We start from the raw sequence: 21,175 nt of genomic DNA, 5'->3' as shown, positions 1-21,175 counted from the left end.
CGTCACACTTCCCGACCTGAGCCGGTGTCATGCCGGTATTACGGTCGGAATTCCGGTGACCACGGGCATCCCGTGGAGGGGCTCCGCAACTCCCGCGGCGCGGGTCAGCCCTCCGGCAGCGCCTCGGAACGACCAGCCGGGGCGGCGTTGGACGCGCTGCGGGCGCCCGCAGTGGGCACCCCGAGGCCGGCGTGCTCGGCAGGCGCCGCCGGATCGGAGCCCGCCGCACGATCAGCGGAATGCGCATCTTCCGCAGGAATTGCGCCATCAGCCCGCATCGGCCTGTCACCGGACATCACGTCGACGCTCGAAGTCGGCTGATCGTCAGGATTCACGTAAGCACCGGGATTCGCGCCGCCGTCGGCATTCGCCACGCTGCCAGGATTCGCGCCGCCGTCGGCGTTCGCAGCGACGTGGGGACGCACATCGTCGTCGCGATACGCGTCGTCCTCATCGGCATCGGAATCCGCGTCGGCGGCGCTCGCTCCGGCGGCGGAGGTCGCGCGGCCCGAGTCGCGGTGGTCACCGGCTGCGGCACCGCGGCGGTCGCGGCGGTCGCGGTGCAGGCCGAGTTCCCGCTGTTCCTCCAGGGAGACGTCCTGGTCGACCGGCCGGCGGACGACCAGCAGCGCGATCACGGCCGCGACGCAGACAATGGCGGAGGTCCAGATGTTGACCCGCAGCCCAAGTATGTGATCGGCCGTGTCGACCCGCAGCATCTCGATCCACAGCCGGCCGAACGTGTACAGCGCGACATAGAGGGCGAACAGCCGGCCGCGGCCGAGCCGGTGGCGCCGGTCCACGTAGAACAGAATGCCGGCGACGACGAGGTTCCAGAGGAACTCGTACAGGAACGTCGGGTGGTAGAGGCCCACGGCCGGATCGGTCCGGTGCTCCACGTCGATCTTCAGGGCCCACGGCAGGGTGGTGGGGCGGCCGTAGAGCTCCTGGTTGAACCAGTTGCCCCAGCGGCCGACGGCCTGCGCCAGGATGATCCCGGGCGCCGCCGCGTCGGAGAACAGCGCCAGGCTGACGCCGACCCGGCGCGCCGCGATCCAGGCACCGAGCGCCCCGCCGGCGATCGCCCCCCAGATGCCGAGGCCGCCGTTCCAGATCTTCACGACGTCCGCCACGTGCCCGTGCGCCCCGAAATAGGCGTCCGGCGTGCTGAAGACGTGGTAGATCCGGGCGCCCACGATCCCGAACGGCACCGCCCAGAAGGCGACCTCGCTGGCGATCTCGGGATCGATGCCCCGGGCGCGCAGCCGCCGCCCGGTGACCACGACGGCGATCACGATCCCGACGATGATCATCAGGGCATAGGCGCGCAACGGCACCGGCCCCAGATGCACTACACCGTGGGACGGACTGGGGATGGCGGCATAAACCACGTCGCCAGGCTATCCCGAGCGCCGCCGCTGGCCGAGGGGCGGGCGGCGCGCCACTCCGGCGACGTTCAGGCGGGCGACGTTCAGGCGGGCGACGTCGCGGCCGACGCGGGCACGGCCCCGCGCACCCCCGCGGCGAGCTCGGCCGCGAGGGTGCCGATGTCCGCCAGGGCGACGGATTCGGCCGCGCCGCGGCGACGCGCGTCGAGCAGCACCCGCACCAGCGCCGAACCGACGATGACCCCGTCGGCGAACGACGCGACCCGCGCCGCCTGCGCGGCGGTGCTCACTCCCAGGCCGACGGCGACGGGCAGATCACTGACCGCCCGAACCCGTCCGACCAGCCCGGCAGCCGCGTTCCCGACCTCGGCCCGGGCGCCGGTGACGCCCATCAGGGAGGCCGCGTACACGAATCCGCGGCAGATGTCGGCCACCCCCCGCAGGCGCTCGTCGGACGAACTCGGCGCGACCAGGAAGACCGGATCCAGGCCGTGCTCGGCGGCCGCGGCGAGCCACGGGCCGGCCTCCTCCGGCGGCAGGTCGGGCGTGATCGTCCCCGCCCCACCGGCAGCCGCGAGGTCGGCGGCGAACCGGGCCGGGCCGTAGCGGTCGACGGGATTCCAATACGTCATGACCAGGGTCGGCGCGCCGGTCTCGGCGACTGCCTCGACGGTGCGTAGCACGTCGGCGGTGGTCACCCCGCCGCGCAGCGCCGTGTCGGCGGCGTCCTGGATCACCGGCCCGTCCATCGTCGGGTCCGAGTAGGGCAGGCCGACCTCGACCACATCGACGCCCGCCGCGACCATCGCGCGCATGGCGGCGATCGCGCCGTCGACCGTGGGGAATCCGGCCGGCAGGTAGCCGATCAGCACCGATCGGCCTTCCTCGCGAGCCGTCGCGAAACACGCGTCCAACCGGCTGTGCATCGTCGTGCAGTCCGTTCGCCTGGGGCCCGCGGGCCGCCTGAAGTGGGGTGGGCTGGCCGTCAGCCGTGCGCGCGGTCGCCCGCGTCGGCGTCGGCGTCGAGCAGGCCGAACCAGCGGGCCGCGGTGTCGACGTCCTTGTCGCCGCGGCCGGAGCAGTTGACCACCACCGTCTTCTCCGGGCCGAGTTCGCGGGCGACGTCCAGGGCGCCGGCGAACGCGTGCGCGCTCTCGATCGCGACGAGGATGCCCTCGGTGCGGGCGACCAGCGCGAGCGCCGCCATCGCGGCGGCGTCGTCGACGACCCGGTAGCTGGCCCGCCCGGTCTCGTGTAGCAGGGCGTGCTCGGGCCCGATACCGGGATAGTCGAGCCCGGCGGAGATGGAGTGGGACACCTGCGTCTGACCGAAGTCGTCCTGCAGCAGGTAGGTACGCATGCCGTGCAGCACCCCGGCCGAGCCGCCGGCGATCGCCGCCGCGTGCCGGCCGGTGGCGACACCGTCCCCGCCGGCCTCGCAGCCGATGAGCGCGACCTCGGCGTCCGGGATGAACGGGTGGAAGATGCCCATCGCGTTGGAGCCGCCACCGACACAGGCGACGACCGCGTCGGGCAGCCGGCCGGTGCGCTCCAGCACCTGGGCACGCGCCTCCACTCCGATGATCCGCTGGAAGTCACGGACCAGCATGGGGAACGGGTGCGGACCCATCACCGAGCCGATGCAGTAGTGCGTGTCGTCGACCGTGGCGACCCAGTCGCGCAAGGCCTCGTTGATAGCGTCCTTGAGGGTGCGGCTGCCCGAGGTGACCGGGACGACCTCGGCGCCGAGCAGCCGCATCCGCGCGACGTTGAGGGCCTGCCGGCGGGTGTCCTCCTCGCCCATGTAGACGACGCAGTCGAGACCGAGCAGCGCGCAGGCGGTGGCGGTGGCCACCCCGTGCTGACCGGCGCCGGTCTCGGCGATGACCCGGGTCTTGCCCATCCGCTTTGTCAGCAGGCACTGACCCAGCACATTGTTGATCTTGTGCGAGCCGGTGTGCGCCAGATCCTCCCGCTTGAGCAGGATCCTGGCTCCGCCGACGTGCTCGGTGAGGCGGCGCGCGTCGGTCAGCGGGGTCGGGCGCCCGGCGTAGGTGGCGAGCAGGTCGTCGAGCTCGCCGGTGAACGCCGGGTCCACCCGGGCCTGGTCGTAGGCCTCGGTGAGCTGGTCGAGCGCGGCCATCAGCGCCTCGGGCACGAACCGCCCGCCGAACCGCCCGAAATGCCCGGACGGGTCAGGAAACGCCCGCCAGTCCCCCACGGCCGCGCTGCCGGTACCGGCAGGTCCGGACGTCACGGCGCCGTCGGCGGGGGCTGGCGAGGTAGCTGCTCGGATGGCCACCCGGCGACTGTATCGGTTCCGATCCGGCCCGGCGGGCGCCGGCGGCGGCGAGGCCGGTCTACCGGCCGACCCGGCCCGCCGGGTGCGCGCCGGCGGCGACGAGCTCGGCCACCGTCTGCCGGGCGTCACCCCCGGTGACCGCCGCTTCGCCGACGAGCACGGCGTCGGCCCCCGCCGCCGCATAGGCGCGCAGGTCGTGCGGCCCCCGCACCCCGGACTCGGCCACCGTGATCACACCGGCCGGCACCATCGGCGCCAGCCGGGCGAACGTGCTCCGGTCGACCTCGAGCGTGTGCAGGTCGCGGGTGTTCACGCCGATCAGTCGGGCGTCGGCGTCCACGGCCCGGGCCAGCTCGATCTCGTCGTGCACCTCGACGAGCGCGGTCATCCCCAGCGACTCGATCCGCTCGCGCAGGCCGACCAGCCGGGGCTGGTCCAGCGCCGCCACGATGAGCAGCACCAGGTCGGCGCCGTGAGCCCGCGCCTCGAACACCTGGTAGGGCGAGACCACGAAGTCCTTGCGCAGCAGCGGCACGTCGACCGCACGCCGGACGGCGTCGAAGTCCGCCAGCGAGCCGCCGAAGCGGCGCTGCTCGGTCAGCACGCTGATCGCCGCGGCGCCGCCGGCCTCGTAGTCACGGGCGAGGGACGCCGGATCGGCGATCGTCGCCAGGCTGCCCTTGGACGGGGATCGGCGCTTGACCTCGGCAATCACCGAGACCGGGGCGTGGCGCAGGACGGCGAGCGCGTCCCGCGGGTCGGGGACGCGCTCCACCCGCTGCTTGAGGTCGGCGAGGCTGGTCTGCTGTTCGCGCGCGGCCAGGTCGGCCCGGACCCCGTCGAGGATCTCGGCGAGAACGTTCTTCCGACCCGCGCTCGCGGCTGTCGCGGTCATGCCGCCGATGGTAGGCCAGGTCGCTGCCACGGGCCGGAGGCACCCACACCTGGCTACGACCCGCGACCGAATGCCGCCGCCTGGGGAATCACCCAGCTACCCCGAACGCGGTGGCGGCGGCGCGCCGGTCCGCCCGTCGACCTGGCCGAGCCCGCCCCGATGCCCTATAGTCGAACACGCGTTCGAGACCAGGGAGCTCGCATGGACACTCGCCGTACCTCCGTTCCGCCGCGCCCGAGCTGGGCGCCTCCGGTCGGGCCCTTCGCCATCCACGTCACGGACGCCCCGCCCGCCCGCGACGGGAGGCGGGACGAACCGTTGGCGCGGCTCGATCGCGCCCTGGCCCGGATGGAGGCACTCATGACCCTGCTGGAGGAGGATCTGCGGCGACAGCGGGAGTTGCTCGGCGCGCTCGCGCCGCAGCCGCGGCAACCCGCGGCCACCGACCGTCCGGCGGCGCCGGTCGCGACGGGCGGGGCCCGATGATCAGGTGGGGTCGTGGCCCCGCTCGATCGCGTCCCAAGCGTCCACGGGCCGGGCTTCGCGGGCCTGGTAACGGCCGGACATCGCCGGCCAACGCCCGCCGCGCACGGCGGCGAGCATGCCGGCGACGGTGAGCAGCGCCCCGCCGATCACGGCCAGCCACGGCGCCGCCGTGCGGTGCACCTCGCTGATATCCGCCCGGCCGCCGAGGGAGAACTGCTCGACCGCGTCGGTGTCCCGCACGGCGGCCAACGGGTCGGCCCCGACCCGCCCGGCCAGGTAGATGATGCCGATGCCGGCAGCAACGGCCAGCACGCCGACCACGGTGCGGCCGACGCGGCGGGTGGCCACGATCGCCACCGCCGCGGCGAGGCCGACCAGGGCGAGTGCGGTGCACGCCGGGGCGAGCGTCCCGCCGCTCCAGTGAGCGGCCAGGGGGGCGGCCACGGCGTCGCCGTCCCCGGGCGAGCGCGGTGCGCCCACCCGGGCGGACGCCCAGGTGGCCGCACCGCACGTGAGCACCAGGCCGGCGCCGACCAGGCAGCCGAGGATCGCGAGGCCCCGCTCGCGCCGGCCGAGGCGGGCGGCGCGAGCTTCCTCGGGCGTGCCCGGCGCGCCACCCTGCCCCGTGGTTCCAGTGGAGGTGGGCGGAGGGCTGGCGGCGCTCATACCGGCGGTCGCAGCGACTCGGCGACCTCGATGGCGCGCAGGACCGCCGCCGCCTTGGTGCGGCTCTCCAGGTCCTCGGCGTCGGGATCGGAATCGGCGACGATCCCGGCGCCCGCCTGCACATAGGCGACGCCGTCACGCAGCACCGTGGTGCGGATGGCGATGGCGGTGTCCAGATCACCGCCGAAATCCAGGTAGCCGACGACGCCGCCGTACAGACCGCGCCGCGTTGGCTCCAGCTCGTCGATGACCTCCATCGCGCGCACCTTCGGCGCCCCGGACAGGGTGCCCGCCGGGAAGGTCGCCGTCAGCACGTCGACGGCGCTGCGCTCCGGCGCCACCTCACCGATCACCGTGGAGACGATATGCATGATGTGCGAGAACCGTTCGACGGCAGCGAACTCGACAACCCGCACCGAACCCGGCACGCAGACTCGCCCGAGGTCGTTGCGGACCAGGTCCACCAGCATCACGTGCTCGGCGCGTTCCTTCGGATCGGCGAGCAGTTGTGCCGCGAGCTGCGCGTCCTGTTCGGGCGTCGCGCCGCGCGGCCGGCTGCCCGCGATGGGGTGCAGCAGCGCCCGTCGGCCGGTGACCTTGACATGCGCCTCCGGCGACGAGCCGACGACGTCGTGGTCGCCGAACCGCAGCAGGTACATGTACGGACTCGGGTTGGTGGTGCGCAGCACCCGGTAGACGTCGAGCGGATCGGCGGCCGTGGCCCGCTCGAACCGCTGGGACACCACGATCTGGAAGCACTCGCCGGCGCGGATCTCCTCGATCGCCCGCTCCACCGCAGCCTGGAAGGCGCCGGGCGGGGTGGCGGAGACGAAGTCGGCGATCCCGGTCACGGCGCCGGACGTCGTCGCGACGGTCGGCTCGTTCCACTTCGCCAGGTCGCTGGTCATCGCTTCCAGCCGGGCGACCGCGTCGTCGTACAGGGCGTCCAGCGCCGCGGTGGCGGCGCCTGCTTCGGAGCCGGCCTCTGTGGTGCCGGTAACGGCGGTGCCGCTGAAGGCGTTGGCCACCAGCAGGCACGAGCCGTCGCGATGGTCGAGCACGGCCAGGTCGGTGGCGAGCAGCATCCGCAGTTCGGGCAGGTGCAGGTCGTCGACGGCGTGCGAGGGCAGCCGCTCGATGCGCCGGACCATGTCGTAGCCGAGATAGCCGACGAGGCCGCCCATCAGCGGCGGGGCGTCGGGACCGTTGTCGGCGCGCAGGTGGCGTTCCACCGCGCGCAGGATGTCCAGTGGGTCGCCCCGCGTCGGCACTCCCGGTGGCGGCGCCCCGTCCACCCACCCGGCCTGGCCGTCGCGCTCGGTCAGCGTCGCCGCCGCCCGCACGCCCACGAACGAGTAGCGCGACCACTCCCCGCCGTGCTCGGCGGATTCCAGCAGGAACGTGCCCGGGCCGCCGGCGAGCTTGCGGTAGATGCCGACCGGTGTCTCGCCGTCCGCGAGCAGTCGGCGCGTGACGGCGACGACCGGCTGGGCCGCGGCGGCGGCGTGGAAGCCGGCCCGGTCGGGAACGATCCGCCCGGTCGTCATCGGTCCGACCCCGCGGCGGCCGTGGTGCCCGGGTTACCGACACGGGCGGGCAGCGCGTCGGCGTCGAAACACGTCCGGGTGCCGGTGTGGCAGGCCGGGCCGATCTGGTCCACCCGGACGAGCACGGCATCGCCGTCGCAGTCGAGGGCGACCGAGCGGACCCACTGCTGGTGGCCCGAGGTGTCGCCCTTGACCCAGTACTCCTGGCGACTGCGGCTCCAGTACGTGGCTCGTCCGGTCGTCAGCGTCCGGTGCAGTGCCTCGTCGTCCATCCACCCGAGCATCAGCACCTCGCCGGTGTCGTGCTGCTGGGCGATGGCCGGGAACAGCCCGGCGCTGTCACGGCGCACGCGGCGGGCGATGGCGGGGTCAAGAGCGGCGGGACGTTCGGTCACGGCTTCATTCTGCTCTCCGGCGGCGCGGCGGCGCGGCGGACGTCGGTCGGCGCACCCGGCCCCTCGGGGCGGGTCTCGTCCGCCGCCGTCCCGACACCTGCCGCCCAGGATCGGTGCAGCCGCTGGTAGACCCCGGGAACGGCGACGAGATCACGGTGCGGGCCGCGCTGCACGATCCGTCCGTCGTCGACGACGACGACCTCCTGGGCTGTTTCCGCCGTCGACAGCCGGTGCGCGATCGTCACGGAGGTCCGGCCCCGGGTCAGCTCGGCGAGCGCGGCGGCCAGTCGCACCTCGGTCTCGGGGTCCACGGCGGAGGTCGCCTCGTCCAGGACCAGCAGCTCCGGGTCGGCCAGCTGGGCCCGGGCCAGCGCGACGAGCTGACGCTCACCGGCGGAGAGCCGCGAGCCGCTCTCCCCCACCCGGGTGGCCAGCCCCGCCGGGAGTCGGTCGAGCCAGTCGGCGAGGCCGAGCGCCGCGAACGCGGTGCGCACGGCGTCGTCCGAGGCACCGGGTCGGCCGTAGCGAACGTTGTCGGCGATCGTCAGATCGAACAGAAAGCCGTCCTGCGGCACGAGCAGCACCCGGGCACGCAGCGAGGCGAACCGCACCTCGGGCAGCGGCACCCCGCCCACGCACACCGTGCCCGTGGACGGATCCATCAGCCGGGTCAGCAGCTTCACCAGCGTGGTCTTACCCGAGCCGGTCTCCCCGACGATCGCGACCCGCGCGCCGGGAGCGATCTCCAGATCGATGTCCCGCAGCACCGGCGGCCCCTGCGGGTAGGCGAACCCGACGCGGACGAACCGGGCGCCCAGCGGGCCGACAGGAAGGTCCCGACCGGATCCGGTCGGCGACGTCGCGTCGCCGCCGAGCGGAGCACCCTCGGCGGCGACGGTCGCGCTGTCGGCGCCGAGACCGGGATCGCGCACGTCGCGGGGCAGATCAAGGACGGCGAGGACCCGGCGCAGACCGGCGAACGCGTTTGCCGCGTCGTTGAGAACCTCGGTCATCGACTGGATCGGCATCACGAACAGGGTCAGCAGGAACAGGAAGGCGATCAGCCGGCCCGTGCTGAGCGAGCCGTCGACCCCGAGGGCGACGCCGGCAACGACGACGGACGCCGAGGCGAGCGCGGCGACGAGCTCGCTGAGCGAGAACACTCCGGCGATGACCCGTTGGGCGTCGATCTGCGCGCCCCGGTAGCGGTCGATGGACCCGTCGATGCGCCCGGCGGTGCGGTCCTGGATGCCATAGGCGCGCACGACCGGGGCTCCGACGACCGACTCGGCCACGGCGCCCAGCAGTTCGCCGACGCGCTCCCGGAGCTGGGCGTAGCGGGCGGCGAGGCGGCGCTGCGCCAGCCGGGTGACGATCAGCAGCGGGACGTAGAAGGCGAGGACGAGCAGGGCGAGTGGCCACGAGTAGGCGAACATCAGCACGCCCGAGAGCAGCATCTGGCCGGTCGAGACCAGCAGCATCACGCCGCCGAACTGGAGGAACTGCGACATCTGGTCCACGTCGCTGGTCACCCGGGACGTCAGCGACCCGCGGCGCTGCGCGGACTGGCTGAGCATCGACAGGTCGTGAATGTGCCGGAACGCCCGTACCCGCAGCGCGGCCAGCGTCCCCTCGGACACCCGGTACAGGCGCAGGTTCATCCGGTAGGTGGCGACGGCGGTCACCACGATCACGACGGCGGCCGCCCCAACGGCGACGCCGACGAGTCCGAGTCGGACGCCGTCGTCGGTCAGGCCGCGGTCGAGGATCTGCTGCACGGCCACCGGGACGACCACCTTGCCCACAGTCGCCACCAGAGCGAGCGTCACAGTGCCCAGCAGGCCGCGAGTCAGCTCGGGGGACAGCGCCCGCAGCCGCCGAACCGTCGCCACCAAGCTCGCCGGCGGCGCGGCTGCCGACAACGGATCCGCGGAGCCCGCGAGATCCGACGGCTCTGCCGTGCCCGCGAGATCTGCCGTGCCCGCGGGACTGGCCGGGTCCGCGGGACTGGCCGGGTCCGCCAGGCCCGGCGGGCGCGTGGCCGGGATTCGTGCGGCACCGGGTGAGGGCGCCGCGGCTGGCCGCGCCAGCGAGTCGGGGGCCGACTCGGACGGGATCAGCTCGGACCCGGAACGGGCGGAGGGGATCGGGCCGGTCACGACACCGCCTCGGTGGCCAGGTCGGGATCGGGCATCGCGTCGGTGCCGGCGGCCCGGGCGGCCTGCTCGTAGGCGGTGAGCAGGGCGGCGTAGCGCGGCGAGGAGGCGAGCAGGTCGACGTGCCGGCCGCAGCCGATCACCCGGCCGGCGTCGAGGTGGACGACCTCGTCCGCGAGCGCGATCGTGGACCGTCGCTGGGCGACGACCACGACCGTCGACGCGCCGGCGTTCTCCCGCAGCCCGGCGAGGATGGCGCCCTCCACGCGGGGATCGACACTGGCGGTGGCGTCGTCGAGGACGAGCAGCCGGGGTGCGCGCACCAGCGCGCGGGCCAGGCAGACGCGTTGGCGCTGCCCACCGGACAGGCTCGTGCCGCGTTCCCCGACGTGGGTGTCGAGACCGGCGGGCAGGGCGGCGACGAAACGGTCGGCCTGGGCACTGCGCAGGGCGGCCCAGACCGCCTCGGTCGAGACGTCCAGGCCCAGGGTGATGTTCGCCCGGACCGTGTCATCGAACAGGAACGCCTGCTGGGGTACGAGAGCGACGGCCCGGCTGACCTCGCCGGGGGCAAGGTCGCGCAGGTCGACGCCGTCGAGCAGGACCGCGCCGTCGGTCGGATCGACGAGGCGGGCGAGCATGCCGGCCAGGGTCGACTTGCCGGCGCCGGTCCGACCGGTGATCGCCACGATGCTGCCGGGCGCGACCTCGACACTCACCTCGGACAGCACCGGACGTTCGCTGCGGGCCGACGGGCCGGCCGCATCGTCCTGGGAGGCTCCGTCCGGCGAGGCAGTTCCGGCCGGGGCAGCGGTTCCCGGCAGGGCAGCGGTTCCGTCCGGCGAGGCGTCCGGATAGGCGTAGCTGACCGCGGCCAGCCGGAGGGCCGCGGGGCCGGGCCCGGTGAGGTTCCGGGTGCCCTGTGGCTCCTCGGACGGGGCAGTCAGCACGGCCTCCACCCGTTGGTAGCCGACGACGGCTCGGGGCAGGTCGCCGAAAACCCAGCCGAAGGCGCGCAGCGGGAAGGCCAGCAGGGTGAACAGGTAGGCCACCCGCACGAGCTGCCCGACGTCGATCGCTCCCGAGCGGATCCGGACGGCGCCGACGATGAGAACCAGCAGGATGCCGAGGTTCGGCAGGCTCTCCATCAGCGGGTCGAACAGGCCGCGCAGCCGGCCCGCGCGGATCATCGCGTCGCGCAGTTCCTCGGCGTGAACCCGGAAGCGGTCGGTTTCCTCCTCCTCGCGGCCGAGGGCCTTGACGACGAGCGCGCCGTCGAACGACTCGTGCGCCACCGCGCTGACCTCCCCGCGCAGTCGCTGCACTCCGGCGTACAGCGGCCACACCCGCCGCCCGTACCAGAGGTTCACCCAGCCGAAGGTGGGGAACACGACGAGCCCGATCAGTGCCAGCACCGGGTCGGTGGCGAACAGCAGCGCCAGCGCCGTGACGAGCATGATCAGGGCACCGACGGCGAACGGCAGCGGCATGAGCGGATTCCAGGCGGCCTCGACGTCCGCGTTGGCGTTCGACAGGAGCGTGCCGGTCGAGTGGCGCTGATGCCAGGACAGGGGCAGCCGCAGGTACTGGCGGGTCACCCGGTGCCGGTAGTGCCCCTGGACGCGGAACACGACGGTGCCGCCAGCGAGGCGGCGCACGAACATCCCGAGGGCCCGCAGCGCACCGACCCCGACGATCACCGCCGCGGCGACGGCGACCGCCGGCCAGTCGGCGTGACCGTCGCGCACCGCCGGGAGCACGATGCGTTCGGTCGCCTCGCCGAGCACGATCGAACTCGCCACCCCGGTGAGGGTGTACAGGCAGGCGCCGCTGGCGGCGAGGGCGAACAGCCGTGGTTGTTCGCGGATGCCGCGCCACAGGGTGGCGAAGCCCAGGCCGATGACTCCGGATTCCCGCGCGTCGGTCCGCGTCGCGGACGGCATCATCACCACCCCCGTGCAATCAGAACTTCGAGACGACCGGCGATACCGACCCGGCCGGCGCCCCCGGCGGGGTCGGTCCGGGTTGTGATCAGCGCACTGGGACGCCCTCGGCTCGCAGCGCCGACTTGACCTCGCCGATGCGAAGCTGGCCGAAGTGGAACACGCTGGCGGCGAGCACCGCGTCGGCGCCGGCGCCGACCGCCGGCGGGAAATGCCCCAGCTCCCCCGCACCGCCGCTGGCGATCACCGGCACGTCGACCTCGGCCCGCACGGCAGAGATCATCTCCAGGTCGTAGCCGTCGCGGGTGCCGTCGGCGTCCATCGAGTTGAGCAGGATCTCCCCGGAGCCGAGTTCGACGACCTGGGCGGCCCAGGCGACAGCGTCGATGCCGGTGCCCCGGCGGCCGCCGTGCGTGGTCACCTCGAACCGGGGGCCGGTCGGGTCGGGGCAGCGCCGGGCATCGATCGAGATGACGATGCACTGGTTGCCGAACCGGTGGGCGCACTCGCGGACCAGTTCAGGCCGGGCGACGGCGGCCGTGTTGATCCCGACCTTGTCGGCGCCGGCGCGCAGCAGCCGGTTGACGTCGTCGGTGGAGCGGACACCGCCGCCGACGGTCAGCGGGATGAAGACCTGTTCGGCGGTGCGCCGGACGATGTCGTATGTGGTCTCGCGGTCGCCGCTGGAGGCGGTGATGTCGAGGAACGTCAGCTCGTCGGCGCCCTCGGCGTCGTAGAGCCGGGCCATCTCGACGGGGTCACCCGCGTCGCGCAGGTCGGTGAAGTTCACGCCCTTCACGACCCGGCCGCCGTCGACGTCGAGGCAGGGGATGACGCGGACCGCGACCGTCATGTGGCTGGGGCGCCGGCGGCGACGGCGAGCGCCTCGGGCAGGGTGAACGCGCCGGCGTAGAGGGCCTTGCCGATGATCGCGCCCTCGACGCCGGGGACGGCGGCGATCGCGGTGAGGTCGGCGAGCGCCGACACGCCGCCGCTGGCGACGACCGGCCGGTCGGTCGCGGCGGTCACCGACCGCAGCAGCTCGACGTTCGGCCCGGTCAGCGTGCCGTCGCGGCGGACGTCGGTCACCACGTAGCGGGCGCAGCCGTCGGCGTCGAGCCGGGCGAGGACGTCGAAGAGCTCGCCGCCCTCGCGGGTCCAGCCGCGGGCCGCGAGGGTGGTGCCGCGCACGTCGAGGCCGACGGCGATGCGGTCCCCGACCCGGGCGATGGCACGCCGGACCCAGTCGGGGTTCTCCAGCGCGGCGGTGCCGAGGTTCACCCGCGCCGCGCCCGTCGCGAGCGCCGCGTCGAGGGACTCGTCGTCGCGGATGCCGCCGGAGAGTTCGACGGCGACGTCGACGGCCCGCACGACCTTCGCGATCAGCTCGCGGTTCGAGCCGCGACCGAAGGCGGCGTCGAGGTCGACGAGGTGGATCCACTCGGCGCCGTCACGCTGCCAGGTGAGCGCCGCCTCCAGCGGGTCGCCGTAGGACGTCTCGGAGCCGGCCTCGCCCTGGACGAGGCGCACGGCACTGCCGTCGGCGACGTCGACGGCGGGCAGCAGTGTCAGAGCCATGCCCGCCACCTTATGGGCTGCCCGGGATCGGCGGATCCAGCCACGGATCCACCGCCGGTTCGGGTCGTGTCCTCGGGTTCGCGGTTTCGACCGGGCCGGCGCCGGGGACCCGCCGAAGCAGGATGCGGCGCGCCGCCCGGCCGCCGCCGGCCCATGAGGATGGGAGGGGCGTCCACGATGACAAGCACGGATCCGCGGGCCATCCGAACGGCCTACCCGACCCGAACCGACTCCCCGACCCGAACCGACTCCCCGACCCGAACCGACTCCCCGACCCGGACCGACTCCCCGACCCGAACCGACTCCCCGACCCGGACCGCCGAGGCGGTCGAGACGGTGCGTTACGAGGTCCACCGGCTGTCGGTCGCGACGGGGCTGGCGTTCGACGAGACGGTGCGCCGCTACGAACAGGCGGTGCCGGCCCTCGACGAGGCGCGGTTCGCCGCCCTCGCCGCCGGCTGGCCGACCTGGACGGAGGTGCGCGCCGCGATCCTGCCGCACGCCCCGCACGACTTCGTGCGCTACTGGCGCGGGGACTTCGGCTGGCTGCTGCGCGCCGCGGGCGACGAGGGCCGCTGCGTGGAGTACCTGATGGGCAACCATGTCATCGCCGAGCGGATGTTCCGCCACGATCCCGGGGTGCTGCTGCACGCGCCGCTGCGCACGACGATCCACACCGACCACCTCGCCCGGACCCGGTTCAGCGTCGACCAGCCGAGCACCCATTTCCGCAGCTACGGCAACCGGTCGATCACGATCGTCGGCATCGAGCTGGACCTGAAGCTCGCGACCTTGCTGGAATCGCTCGACTTCCCGGTGCCGGACGCACTGACGACCGGCCGCGTCCCGGCCGCGACGGGCTGATTCGGCTCAGGCGAGGGTGGCGAGCCAGTTCGTGAGCAGGTGCGCGCCGGCGTCGCCGGACTTCTCCGGGTGGAACTGGGTGGCGGCCAGCGCGCCGCGTTCCACCGCGGCCGCGAACGGCTCGCCGTGCTCGCCGATCGTGTCGCCGGCGTCCGGATCGGCCTTGGCCGCGTACGAGTGGACGAAGTAGAAACGGGTGTCCGCGGGCAGCCCGGCGAACAGCACCGACCCGGCGGGCGGGCGCACCGTGTTCCAGCCCATGTGCGGCAGGATCGGGGCGGCGAGGCGGCGGACCTCGCCGGGCAGTGCGCCGATCCCGGCGGTACGCACCCCGTGCTCGTCGCCGCGCTCGTAGAGCACCTGCATGCCGACGCAGATCCCCAGCACCGGCCGGCCGGCGGCGAGACGCGCGCGGACGACGGGCGCGGCGCCGAGGCCGTCGATCCCGGCCATGCACGCGGCGTAGGCGCCGACGCCGGGCACGACCAGCCCGTCGGCGTCCCGCGCCGCGTCAAGATCGTCGCTGACCGTCACGTCGGCGCCGACCCTGGCCAGGGCGCGCTGCGCCGATCGCAGGTTCCCGGAGCCGTAGTCGAGCACCAGGACCCGCGGCCGCGGCCCACCGCCAGCACTCACAGCGTGCCCTTCGTGGACGGCACGCCGGCGACCCGCGCGTCGAGGGCCACCGCGTCGCGCAGGGCCCGCGCGACCGCCTTGAACTGCGCCTCCACCACGTGGTGGGCGTTGCGGCCGGAGAGCACCCGCACGTGCAGCGCGATCCGCGCCGACGCGGTGATGGACTCGAAGATGTGCCGGGTCAGCGTCGTGTCGTAGGTGCCGATCATGCCGACCAGGTCGGGTTCGACGTGCACGCAGTACGGCCGGCCGGACAGGTCAACGACGGCGAGGGCGAGGGCCTCGTCGAGCGGGACGGTGGCGTCGCCGAAGCGGCGGATCCCGGCCTTGTCGCCGAGCGCCTCGCGCAGCGCCGTACCGAACGCGATCGAGGTGTCCTCGACCGTGTGGTGAGCGTCGATGTGCAGGTCACCGCGGGTTCGCACAGTCAGGTCGAACCCGCCGTGCTTGCCGATCTGGGACATCATGTGGTCGAAGAACGGCACGCCGGTGTCGGACGTCGCCACTCCCGTCCCGTCGAGGTCGAGCTCGACCAGGACGTCGGACTCCAGCGTCTTGCGTGCGATACGCGCGGTACGTGCCATCGGGGCTTCCTCGGGCCTTTCCTACCTGGGTCCTGGGTCAGCCGGATCTACCGGTCTGGCGGTGTCTGACCGTCAGTCTGCCCGGTCCCCGCCCCGGCGCCGGCAAGCACCCGACCGAGGGCGGCGAGGAACGTGTCGATCTCGCGCGGCAGGCCCGCGGTGACCCGCAGCCAGCCGTCCGGGCCGACATCGCGGATGAGCACCCCGGCGTCGAGGAGGCCCCGCCAGACGGCACGATGATCGGCGAACGCGCCGAAGAACACGAAGTTGGCGTCGCTCGGCGCGACCTGAAGCCCGAGCGCGGTCAGTTCCCGCACGATCCGGTCCCGCTGGGCCCGGACGGCCTCGACCGAGCCGAGCAGCTCGTCGGCGTGCGCGAGCGCGGTGCGGGCGACGGCCTGGGTGAAGCCGGACAGATGGTAGGGCAGCCGGACGAGCTGGAGCGCGTCGACGACGGCAGGGTGCGCGGCCAGGTAGCCGACGCGGGCGCCGGCCAGCGCGAACGCCTTGCTCATCGTGCGGGTGACGATGAGCCGCGGATGCTGCGGCAGCAGCGTCAGGGCGCTGGGGACGCCGTCCCGGCGGAACTCGGCGTAGGCCTCGTCGACGACGACCATGCCGCTGCCGGCGGCGTGCATCGCCTCGCAGGCGGCCGCGATGACCTCGAGCGGCAGCGCCGTGCCGGTGGGGTTGTTCGGGGAGCAGAGGAACAGCAGCGCCGGGCGGTGCCGTTCGACCGCCGCCGCGACCGCCTCGACGGACAGGCTGAAGTCCGCGGCGCGCTGCTCGGCGACCCAGTCCGTCGCCGTGGTCAGGGCGATGAGCCGGTGCATCGAGTAGGACGGCTCGAAGCCGACGGCGACCCGGCCCGGGCCGCCGAATGCCTGGCAGAGCTGCTGGAGGACCTCGTTGGATCCGTTGGCGGCCCACACCTGGGCGGTGTGCACGCCGAAACCGGCGTCCGGGGTGAGGTAGTACGCCAGGTCGGCGCGCAGTGCCTCGGCGTCGCGGTCCGGGTAGCGGTTCGCCTCGGTGGCGGCGAGCGTCGCCGCCTTGCCGAGGGCGTCGACGAGGCCGATGGACGGCGGGTACGGGTTCTCGTTGGTGTTCAGCCGCACCGGCACGTCGAGCTGGGGCGCGCCGTACGGGGACACGCCCCGCAGGACGTCGCGCAACGGCAGCTCGTCGAGGTCCAGCGGCCGCCACGGCCGGTCGTCCCGGGCCGGGCGGGCGTCGACGCGACCGCCGGTCTGCACCATCATCGGAACCGCGCCCGCACGGCGTCGGCGTGCCCGGTGAGGTCCTCGGCCGCGGCGAGCGCCGACAGCCGCCCGGCGACGGCGTGCAGCGCGTCCGGGGTGCTCTCGATGACGTGGACCTGCCTCTGGAAGGTGGCGACGGACAGGCCGCCGGAGTGGCGGGCCGTGCCGCCGGTGGGCAGGACGTGGTTGGAGCCGGCGAGGTAGTCCCCGAGCGGGACGGGGGCGTGCGGGCCGACGAAGATCGCCCCGGCGTGGCGGACCCGGGCGGCGAGGCGGGCCGCGTCGGCCGTGTGGATCTCCAGGTGCTCGGCGGCCCAGCCGTCGACGACGGCGAGGCCGGCGTCGAGGTCGGCGACGAGCGCCACCGCGCCCTGGCCGGCCAGGGCCTCCTCGACGCGCTCACGGTGGCGGGTGGCGGGCACCTGCTTGCCGAGCTCGACGTCGACGGCGTCGGCGAGCTCGACGGAGGTGGTGACCAGCAGCACCGCGGCCATCGGGTCGTGCTCCGCCTGGGCGATGAGGTCGACGGCGACATAGCTCGGGTCGGCGGTGGCGTCGGCAAGGATCGCGACCTCGGTCGGACCGGCCTCCGCGTCGACGCCGACCACGCCGCGCACCAGCCGCTTCGCGGCCGTGACGTAGACGTTGCCCGGGCCGGTGATCACGTCGACCGGTGGGCAGCTGGCCGTGCCGTGGGCGGCCATCGCGATCGCCTGGGCGCCGCCGGCGGCGTAGACCTCGTCGATGCCGAGCAGCGCGCAGGCGCCGAGCACGACAGGGTGCGGCAGGCCGCCGTTGTCCCGCTGCGGCGGGGAGAACACCGCGAGCGAGGCGACGCCCGCCTCCTGCGCGGCCACGACGTTCATGACGACGCTGCTCGGATAGGCGACCCGGCCGCCGGGGACGTAGAGACCGACCCGCTCCACCGGCGCCCACCGCTCGGTCACGGTGAGACCCGGGGCGACCTCGATGGTCACCGGTTCGCGCCGCTGGGCGCCGTGCACCAGACGGCAGCGCCGGATCGCCTCGGCCAGCGCGTCGCGCACGGCCGGGTCGAGGTTGTCGGCGGCGGCCGCGAGATCGGCGGCGGGCACCCGCAGCTGGGCGGGACGGACCCCGTCGAAGCGCTCGGCGGCGTCGAGGACGGCCGCGTCGCCGCGCTCACGCACGTCGTCGCAGACCGGCCGCACCGCAGCGACGGCGACGTCCACGTCGATCGCGGCGCGCGGCAACAGCCGACGAACCTCCGCGGGCGTGGGCGCGGCGTCACGCAGATCTACCCTTCTGAGCACGGTATTGAGACTATCCGCCGGCGCCGGGCCCGGCGAAATCACGAGCCGGCGCGGGATGTCACGCTGGTCCGGTGACCCAGCAGCCCGCGTCCGATCCCCGACCGTCGCCGTTCCCTCCGTCGCCCGCCGCATCGGCGCAGGTGACGCCGGATGTGGGCGCGCCCGTTGGGGAATCGGCGGCCGGGGCGGGGCGTTCCTCGGCGGCAGCCGGCGGGGCTGGCGGCCCCGGCGTCAAGACCACCACAGAGACCACTGACGTCGCGCCGTCCGGAGCGGGTGGCGCGCCGGGGGCCCCCGGCGAGTCGCTGGCGACGCTGCTGCACGACTACCGGGTGCACGCCAAGGCGCCGCGCCGGGTTGTCGCCGCCCTGACCGAGCGGCCCCGGACGCTGCGGGAGCTGGTCCAGGAGACCGGCCTGCCGCGCCGCTCGGTCGAGGAGATCCTCGCCTGCCTCGGCGACGACCTTCGCCCCGCCGCGGGCGAGCGCCAGGTGCTGCGCGCCGGCGCGGTCGACCACTACCGAACCATGATCGACTACACCGGTCTGCGCGCGTCGACGCCCATCGACCCGCTCGCGGTCGAGATCCACCGCCACGGCGCGCTCGTGACCGCCGTGCACGAGCTCATCGCCGCCGCCCCGCGCCCGCGCGCCGAACTCGACCACGTGCCCGCCACCGCGGCGACGGTCGTGCGCCGGGCGGTGTGGCTCGCCAGCCGCTACGACCTGCGCGAGGGCCGCCTGCTGTGCGTCGGCGACCATGACCTGACCTCGCTGGCCGTCGCCCTGCTCGCCAAGCGCGACGCCGGGCACGGCGCGGCGGCGGCGAGCGCCGGGCCGGCGGTCACGGTGGTGGACATCGATGAGGAACTGCTGGAGTACCTCGACCGCTCGGCCCGCTCGCTGGGCGTGCGGCTGCAATGCCGATACGCGGACCTGCGCTTCGGCCTGCCGCCGTCGCTCGCCGGCTCGGCCGACCTCGTCTTCACCGACCCGCCGTACACCCCCGCCGGCGTGTCCCTGTTCGCCGCGCGGGGCGCGCAGGCGCTCGCCGACCGGGACCGCGGCCGCGTCCTCGTCGCCTACGGGTACAGCACGCGCACGCCCGCACTGGGCGCGAAGGTGCAGCGCGCACTGCTCGACCAGGGTTTCGTGTTCGAGGCGGTCTGGCCGGACTTCCACACCTACGACGGCGCCGAGGCCGTCGGCGCCCGCGCCGCCATGTACATCTGCCAGCCGACGCCCGCCACCTGGAAACGCCTCGACCGCCCGGCCGACCGCGAGCCGGTGCCGACGACGATCTACACCCGCGGCCGCCAGTCCGAGGAGGGCCGGTCCGGCGAGCTGCCCGCCCCGGTGCTGGACGCTGCCGGCCGTTTCCTCGCCGCCGCAGCCCCCGCCCGGTCGGTGTTCGTCGGTGAGCGCCCCGCCCTGGACGCGACCCACACCCGCCTGGCAACGGTCCTCGACCGCGGGCTGCCGCCCGTGGCGACGGCCGGCGCGGGCGGCGTCACGGCGGTCGTCGCCGACCTGACGGACGACCCGGGGCCCTGGCTGACGCGGCTCCTGCTGGCCGTCAACGCCGACCGGCTCGCGCTGATCGTGGACGCCGCACACCCCGACCTGCGCCCCGGGAGCCTGTCCGGCCACCTGCGGGCGAAGTGGACGGCGACCCCGGAGCTCGATTCGTCCCCCGCGGCCGGCTCCCGGACGCGACTGGTGACATTCGCCGCGACCGACCCCGCGACCCTCGCTCCCGGCGAACTCCTGGCCCGCCGGCTGCTCGACCGTCCGCACGGCCGGCTCGGCAACGTCTGGCGGGACGGCCTGATCAGGCTCGTCCGGGACCGCACCGGCCGGGTGCTGACCCAGCGCGAGGCGCTCGCCCTGGTCCGGGGCGCCACCGGCGACGGCGACCTGCTCGTGGCCCGCCTGATCGACCTGCCCAGGCAGACGCTGGCAGCCACCCTCGACGCCGCGGCGGCCACCGCCGGCCTCGCCGGAGAGCCGGCCCCGCCGACCACCTGAGCGGCCTCGACACCGGCACCGCGGGCCGGGCCCGTCACATCTCGGGTGGCGGCCCCGTCCAGGGCGGGGAAGGGTCGCCACTGGGGCGGCCCGGCGTCGCAGGCAGCCGCCGGCTGCCCCGGCTGCCAGAGGAGAGGACGCAACGATGTCGCAACGACTGAACGTGGCCGAGGTCGCGCCGGAGGGATACCGGGCGATGCTCGGCCTGGAGACCTATGTCCGCAAGCACGTCGATGCCACGCTGCTGGAGCTGGTGAAGCTGCGGGCATCGGTGATCAACGGGTGCTCGTTCTGTGTGGACATGCACAGCCGGGACGCGCTGGCGGCCGGCGAGTCGTCGCGGCGACTGTTCGCCGTCTCCGCGTGGCGGGAGGCGCCGTTCTTCGACGAGCGGGAACGGGCCGCGCTCGCCCTGACCGACGAGGCGACCCGGCTGGGCCCGGACGGCGTCAGCGACGACACCTGGGCGGTCGTGACGAAGCACTTCTCCGACCGCGAGGCGGCGGACCTGGTGCTCGCGATTGCGACGATCAACAGCTGGAACCGCATCGCGATCCCGACCCGCACGCAGCCGCCGGCTGACGTCCAGGAGGGCGCCGCCTGACGAGGCAACCTGTCCCGGTCCGACCCGACGCCGGCTCCGGCCCTGGGCCCTGGGCCCTGGGCCCAGGGCCGGAGCCGGGGCCGAATCGACCAAACAGGCCAGCGCGGCCGGGCCGTCGCGCCGGGGGCACGACGGCGGGACGTGCTGGTGGACGCGGACACGGGTCACGTGTGAAGGAGGCCATGAAGCGGAAGTCCGGATCGGACGCGGCGCCGTTACTACCGTGAAACCCGTACTGCTACTACGAGCCGTAGAAGCGGAGCTGGTGCCCGGATGGACGTCCTCCCGACCGACCGTTGCGCCGCGGTCCTGGCGGCCACCGCGGGCAGCGTCGCCGAGAACGCGGAGCGGATCACCGCCGCGTTCTACCGGCGGCTGTTCGCGGCCCACCCCGCGCTGCGACCGCTGTTCAACGACGGCAACCAGGCCACCGGCCGGCAGGCCCGGGCGCTGGCCGCGGCCCTCGTCGCGTTCGCCGGGCACCTGCTCGGCGAACCCGGCCCGCCCGTCGACCCGATCCTGCGGCGCATCGCCCACCGGCACGCGTCCC

The 21,175-nt window shown here is 74.3% G+C and carries 20 protein-coding genes; 5 read left to right on the top strand and 15 right to left on the bottom strand.

Going from position 1 to position 21,175, the window contains the following annotated elements; genetic code table 11:
• Window positions 1-104 precede the first annotated feature (104 nt).
• From lgt to trpC, 4 genes are all read right to left on the bottom strand, one after another.
• Window positions 105-1,391 (bottom strand): prolipoprotein diacylglyceryl transferase, encoded by a 1,287-nt coding sequence (lgt, locus tag MXD60_RS08050; protein ID WP_248818363.1) that lies wholly within the window; start codon window positions 1,389-1,391, stop codon window positions 105-107.
• Window positions 1,392-1,471: 80 nt separating this feature from the next.
• On the bottom strand, window positions 1,472-2,314 hold the full coding sequence (gene trpA / locus MXD60_RS08045) for a tryptophan synthase subunit alpha (protein WP_248818362.1): 843 nt from the start codon (window positions 2,312-2,314) through the stop codon (window positions 1,472-1,474).
• A gap of 59 nt (window positions 2,315-2,373) precedes the next feature.
• The gene (gene trpB, locus MXD60_RS08040; RefSeq protein ID WP_368861193.1) at window positions 2,374-3,690 is read right to left on the bottom strand and encodes a tryptophan synthase subunit beta; all 1,317 of its coding nucleotides are present in this window, start codon (window positions 3,688-3,690) and stop codon (window positions 2,374-2,376) included.
• A gap of 58 nt (window positions 3,691-3,748) precedes the next feature.
• Window positions 3,749-4,585, bottom strand: coding sequence for an indole-3-glycerol phosphate synthase TrpC (gene trpC, locus MXD60_RS08035; RefSeq protein ID WP_248818360.1), 837 nt, complete (start codon window positions 4,583-4,585; stop codon window positions 3,749-3,751).
• 201 nt (window positions 4,586-4,786) lie between these two features.
• Between trpC and MXD60_RS08030 the strand changes: the two genes are divergently transcribed.
• On the top strand, window positions 4,787-5,071 hold the full coding sequence (locus tag MXD60_RS08030; RefSeq protein ID WP_248818359.1) for a hypothetical protein: 285 nt from the start codon (window positions 4,787-4,789) through the stop codon (window positions 5,069-5,071).
• On the opposite strand, the gene MXD60_RS08025 is transcribed toward MXD60_RS08030, so the two are convergent.
• The 7 genes from MXD60_RS08025 to priA all read right to left on the bottom strand — a co-directional run bounded on the left by MXD60_RS08025 (window position 5,072) and on the right by priA (window position 13,356).
• Window positions 5,072-5,737 carry a Trp biosynthesis-associated membrane protein gene (locus tag MXD60_RS08025; protein WP_248818358.1) on the bottom strand — a complete coding sequence of 222 codons (666 nt, stop codon included), beginning with the start codon at window positions 5,735-5,737 and terminating at the stop codon, window positions 5,072-5,074.
• Window positions 5,734-7,284: an anthranilate synthase component I gene (locus MXD60_RS08020; RefSeq protein WP_248818357.1), complete on the bottom strand. Its 1,551-nt coding sequence runs from the start codon at window positions 7,282-7,284 to the stop codon at window positions 5,734-5,736. Before MXD60_RS08020 ends, MXD60_RS08025 begins: the two co-directional genes overlap by 4 nt.
• Window positions 7,281-7,679, bottom strand: a complete 399-nt coding sequence (gene hisI, locus MXD60_RS08015; protein WP_248818356.1) for a phosphoribosyl-AMP cyclohydrolase — start codon at window positions 7,677-7,679, stop codon at window positions 7,281-7,283. The genes MXD60_RS08020 and hisI overlap by 4 nt, the downstream gene beginning before the upstream one ends.
• The gene (locus tag MXD60_RS08010) at window positions 7,676-9,601 is read right to left on the bottom strand and encodes an ABC transporter ATP-binding protein (protein ID WP_248818396.1); all 1,926 of its coding nucleotides are present in this window, start codon (window positions 9,599-9,601) and stop codon (window positions 7,676-7,678) included. Before MXD60_RS08010 ends, hisI begins: the two co-directional genes overlap by 4 nt.
• Window positions 9,602-9,834: 233 nt before the next feature.
• Complete coding sequence (locus tag MXD60_RS08005) at window positions 9,835-11,781, bottom strand: ABC transporter ATP-binding protein (RefSeq protein ID WP_248818355.1); 1,947 nt, start codon at window positions 11,779-11,781, stop codon at window positions 9,835-9,837.
• Window positions 11,782-11,866: 85 nt separating this feature from the next.
• Window positions 11,867-12,631: an imidazole glycerol phosphate synthase subunit HisF gene (gene hisF / locus MXD60_RS08000; RefSeq protein WP_248818354.1), complete on the bottom strand. Its 765-nt coding sequence runs from the start codon at window positions 12,629-12,631 to the stop codon at window positions 11,867-11,869.
• On the bottom strand, window positions 12,628-13,356 hold the full coding sequence (gene priA, locus MXD60_RS07995; protein WP_248818353.1) for a bifunctional 1-(5-phosphoribosyl)-5-((5-phosphoribosylamino)methylideneamino)imidazole-4-carboxamide isomerase/phosphoribosylanthranilate isomerase PriA: 729 nt from the start codon (window positions 13,354-13,356) through the stop codon (window positions 12,628-12,630). Before priA ends, hisF begins: the two co-directional genes overlap by 4 nt.
• A gap of 177 nt (window positions 13,357-13,533) precedes the next feature.
• Here priA and MXD60_RS07990 point away from each other — a divergent pair, with 177 nt between their 5' ends.
• Window positions 13,534-14,220 (top strand): DUF302 domain-containing protein, encoded by a 687-nt coding sequence (locus MXD60_RS07990; RefSeq protein ID WP_248818352.1) that lies wholly within the window; start codon window positions 13,534-13,536, stop codon window positions 14,218-14,220.
• Between the two features lie 6 nt (window positions 14,221-14,226).
• Here the strand turns inward: MXD60_RS07990 and hisH are convergent, their stop codons facing one another.
• The 4 genes from hisH to hisD are packed head-to-tail and all read right to left on the bottom strand — an operon-like array spanning window position 14,227 to window position 17,994.
• On the bottom strand, window positions 14,227-14,856 hold the full coding sequence (gene hisH, locus MXD60_RS07985; protein ID WP_248818351.1) for an imidazole glycerol phosphate synthase subunit HisH: 630 nt from the start codon (window positions 14,854-14,856) through the stop codon (window positions 14,227-14,229).
• The gene (gene hisB / locus MXD60_RS07980) at window positions 14,853-15,440 is read right to left on the bottom strand and encodes an imidazoleglycerol-phosphate dehydratase HisB (protein ID WP_248818350.1); all 588 of its coding nucleotides are present in this window, start codon (window positions 15,438-15,440) and stop codon (window positions 14,853-14,855) included. The genes hisH and hisB overlap by 4 nt, the downstream gene beginning before the upstream one ends.
• A gap of 47 nt (window positions 15,441-15,487) precedes the next feature.
• A complete protein-coding gene (locus MXD60_RS07975; protein ID WP_248818349.1) occupies window positions 15,488-16,702 on the bottom strand; it encodes a histidinol-phosphate transaminase in 1,215 nt (404 codons plus the stop codon).
• Entirely contained in the window at window positions 16,699-17,994 is a 1,296-nt protein-coding gene (hisD, locus tag MXD60_RS07970) for a histidinol dehydrogenase (protein WP_248818348.1), read from the bottom strand. The genes MXD60_RS07975 and hisD overlap by 4 nt, the downstream gene beginning before the upstream one ends.
• A 152-nt stretch (window positions 17,995-18,146) precedes the next feature.
• Between hisD and MXD60_RS07965 the strand changes: the two genes are divergently transcribed.
• The 3 genes from MXD60_RS07965 to MXD60_RS07955 all read left to right on the top strand — a co-directional run.
• On the top strand, window positions 18,147-20,021 hold the full coding sequence (locus tag MXD60_RS07965; protein WP_248818347.1) for a bis-aminopropyl spermidine synthase family protein: 1,875 nt from the start codon (window positions 18,147-18,149) through the stop codon (window positions 20,019-20,021).
• Between the two features lie 145 nt (window positions 20,022-20,166).
• Window positions 20,167-20,625, top strand: coding sequence for a carboxymuconolactone decarboxylase family protein (locus tag MXD60_RS07960; protein ID WP_248818346.1), 459 nt, complete (start codon window positions 20,167-20,169; stop codon window positions 20,623-20,625).
• A gap of 273 nt (window positions 20,626-20,898) precedes the next feature.
• Window positions 20,899-21,175, top strand: a 277-nt coding sequence (locus MXD60_RS07955; RefSeq protein ID WP_248818345.1) for a globin family protein, incomplete at its 3' end; no start/stop codon positions are given.

Origin of the sequence: Frankia sp. AgB32, from assembly GCF_023243045.1 — a bacterium.
Taxonomy (GTDB): Bacteria; Actinomycetota; Actinomycetes; order Frankiales; family Frankiaceae; genus Frankia.
Note: the sequence above shows the minus strand (reverse complement) of the source record. Positions and strands in the feature narration are given on the sequence as shown.